At 65.5% G+C, this 3,081-nt stretch carries 3 protein-coding genes; 1 reads left to right on the plus strand and 2 read right to left on the minus strand.

Features of this window, described 5'->3' with window-relative positions; all coding sequences use genetic code 11:
* Window positions 1-148 precede the first annotated feature (148 nt).
* Together JHD07_RS14345 and JHD07_RS14350 are read right to left on the minus strand one after the other, a co-directional pair.
* Window positions 149-1,588 (minus strand): MATE family efflux transporter, encoded by a 1,440-nt coding sequence (locus JHD07_RS14345; protein WP_291623185.1) that lies wholly within the window; start codon window positions 1,586-1,588, stop codon window positions 149-151.
* 158 nt (window positions 1,589-1,746) lie between these two features.
* On the minus strand, window positions 1,747-2,799 hold the full coding sequence (locus JHD07_RS14350) for a hypothetical protein (RefSeq protein WP_291623187.1): 1,053 nt from the start codon (window positions 2,797-2,799) through the stop codon (window positions 1,747-1,749).
* A gap of 58 nt (window positions 2,800-2,857) precedes the next feature.
* Here JHD07_RS14350 and JHD07_RS14355 point away from each other — a divergent pair.
* Window positions 2,858-3,081 (plus strand): hypothetical protein (locus JHD07_RS14355; RefSeq protein WP_291623189.1); only part of this gene is annotated, 224 nt, incomplete at its 3' end.

The following is a 3,081-nucleotide window of genomic DNA, read 5'->3' on the forward strand; positions in this document are numbered from 1 at the left end:
GTTATATGCCGGTCGGGATCGGCAGCATGGGCGGCGGCGATATCATGGGCATGCTCGGCGGCACCGGCGGCAGCGACATGATGGCGATGATCCCGCAATTGATGCGGCTCGCCAATACCGGAGGCGGCCATCGCCGCCACAAGCGTCGCTAGTCGACAACAAGAGCAGGCGCGACCGCGGGCTTGCGCTCGTGCGGTCCCCAGCGTGTCAGCATCACGCTGGAGCATGACAGCAGGCCGAGCACGACCATCGAGCTCGCGGCCAGCCAGAAGAAGCTCTGCGCGCTGGCCTCGTGCGTCGACAGCCACCAGCCGACGCCTGCGATGTAGATCAGCCGCGCCGTCTGCGCCAGCACGGGACCGATCACCTTCGCCGCGCCTTGCGAGGAGAAATACATCGTCGTGGCAAGGCCGAAGAAGGCGTAGAACGGTCCGACCGTCGAGAGATATTGATGGCTCGCCGCGCGTACGGCTGCACTGTCCGTGAACATGTTGATCCAGAGATCGGGAAACATCGCAACGACGCAGGCCGGCGCGCCCACGGCCACGAAGGCGGCAGCACTGGCGATCCAGGCGACGCGCCGGGCGCGCGCGATGCGGCCGGCACCGATTGCCATCCCGACCATCGGCACACAGGCGATGCCGAACGAGAACGCGATCGAGGTCAGCAGAAATTCGAGCCGCGCACCGATGCCGTAGCCGGCCAGAATCGCGGTGCCGAATTTCGCCAGCATGTGGGTGAAGATCGAGATCGTCAGCACCGATTGCAGCGGCGAAAAACAGGCGACGGCGCCGACCTTCAGGATGTCGAAGAACATCGCCCATTGGACGCGCAGGCCGCGCAGCTTCAGAGTGATGCGCGCGCGGCCGGAGAACAGGTACCAGCTCATGATGCTGATGTTCATGATGTAGGCGATCAGCGCGCCGGCGGCGACGCCGCGCATGCCGAGTTGCGGCACCGGCCCGAGCCCGAGGCCCAGCGTGCCGCCGAGCACGATCTGCCAGGCCGCCGAGTTGAGGATCAGGAACGACGGCAGCTTCATGTTGCCGGTGCCGCGCAAAATGCCCGCCATGGTGTTGAGCAGCCAGGGCAACACGGCGCCACCGAAAAACACTTGCGTGTAGGCGATCGCATGCGTCAGCACATCGCCGCGCCCGCCGAGCATTTCGAGCACTTTTGGCCCGAAGATCAACATGCCCAGCATGAAGACGAAGCCGAAGCTGATGCCGATCAGCAGGGCATGAACGGCAAGCGCGCCGGCGCGTTCGCGATTCCCGGCGCCCAGCGCACGCGCAATGGCCGAGGCCACCGCGCCGCCCATCGCGCCGCCCGACATGGTCATGGTCAGAATGATCGTGGGGAACACCAGCGCCATCGCCGCCAGCGCCTCGACCCCAAGACGACCGACATAGGAGGTTTCCGCAATCACCACGCAAATGCCCGCCGACAAGCCGATCGCGTTGGGCCAAGCGAGCGAAAGCAGCGTGCGCAGGATCGGCCCGTCCGTGAGCGCGCTCCTGACCGGCGGAGGAGGCGGCGGCAGCGGGCGCTCTTGCTCATCGACCGGGATTTCGGCGATGTCGGACATGTCCTCTCCCGGGCACGGGCGCCGTTTGCGGCGCGGCATTGAACAGGTGCCAATATCTATTCGCGCCCAGAGCGCGACACGGGCTTAGCACGGCCCAGCGCGATTCTGCCTGCGCAGGGTGCAGGCGTGCTCTGCGACAGCACATCTCGATCGTGAAGCTACCCGATCGTCCAAATCAGCGGCGGCCGGCCGCCTGCTGACGGCCGCAGATGCACACCGATATGCCGCCCGCATCCCGCAGCGAGGCCCTCGACCAGTCCCTCCAGCACCTTCGCGCAGCCGGGATGATAATCGGCGATGTCGTCCATCAGCTTCCAGCTCTGCTGGCCGATTTCGAACGTGCCTTCCGATGCTGTCATCTCGGCCGCATCGTCCTGCGCCGCGAACAGCGCATTCAGGAACGATGCGAATTCTCGCGCGCCGCCGCGACCCATTGCCAGCGCCGCCGCGACCTCGTCGAAATACTGCATGCCGATCAGCTTGCCGGTGAGGCGCAGCAGGTAGCCGGCGTCCTCCGGCCCGAACAGCTGCACCATCACGGGAGCGGCCGTGCGCACATATTCCATCGCGTAATTGCGATAGGCTTTCTCCAGTCGCGGTTTTGGCCAGCTCGCGACCGGCAAAGCCGGCGCGGTCTTCGCGTCGAAAAGCGGCGCTTCGACGTGACGCCCGAACACGAGCCGCTGATCGAGCTCGAGCGAGTGGTCGTATTGACAATAGTAGCCTTCGAGCCCGTCCTGGCCGTCGACGCTCTGCTTGGTGCAGACGAAGCCGAGCCTGAGATCGCCGAGCGCGACGCCGTTGTTGGCGTGCCAGCCGCGCAACATCGCACGCGAGACCTCGCCGGGAATGCCGCAGATCGCGGTGCCCTTCCAGATCCAGCGCGGCGGCGGATAGCGGATCCAGGCTTTTGTGTCGCTCTCGTGCATGTACTCGACGTGCACGCCGCCGATCCAGTTGGAGAGGTAGTGATATTGCGCGGCGGCGACCGCGGGCGGCAGATGATCGATCCCGAGCTTCTTCAGACCGGGAAGGAAGCGCTCCTGCTGCTGGCGGCGGAAGACGCGGAAAACGAACTCGGCGGCGTCAGCGGTGCCGCGGCGCGTGACGACGGTGAGGATGAGCCCGGTGAAGTAGGCGTGATAGAGATCGGCGACCGCGCGCCAGCGCTTCCATTGGGCTTCTTGCGCTGCGTCTGAGGCGGCGGCCATGTTCGCTCCCGATCTTTGATTTTGATCGAGTGTGTCACCGCAGCTTGCCGCAGGCAACATGACCTCCATGCAGGGCGCCCTGCGCGGCCGCCCGCCAATTCCGCATCCCGAAGTTTGCGGCGGCGGCTGCCATCGCCCGCGCAGGCGGCGATCCAGTATTCCAGAGGAAGTTGTTATTGAACTCGAGGGCCGCGGCGTACTGGATTCTCCGCCTTCGCGGGGAATGACAGCGCTGGATTATCGCTACACCCGAAAATGCTTCGATAGTTTGAGGCCCTGCGC

It is taken from the genome of Bradyrhizobium sp. (assembly GCF_016462955.1).
Classification (GTDB): domain Bacteria; phylum Pseudomonadota; class Alphaproteobacteria; order Rhizobiales; family Xanthobacteraceae; genus Bradyrhizobium.

Bases quoted from the DNA above. Each gene is read 5' to 3' on its own strand.
- JHD07_RS14350 (WP_291623187.1), bottom strand. From the start codon at position 2,799: ATGGCCGCCGCCTCAGACGCAGCGCAAGAAGCCCAATGGAAGCGCTGG.
- JHD07_RS14345 (WP_291623185.1), bottom strand. From the start codon at position 1,588: ATGTCCGACATCGCCGAAATCCCGGTCGATGAGCAAGAGCGCCCGCTG.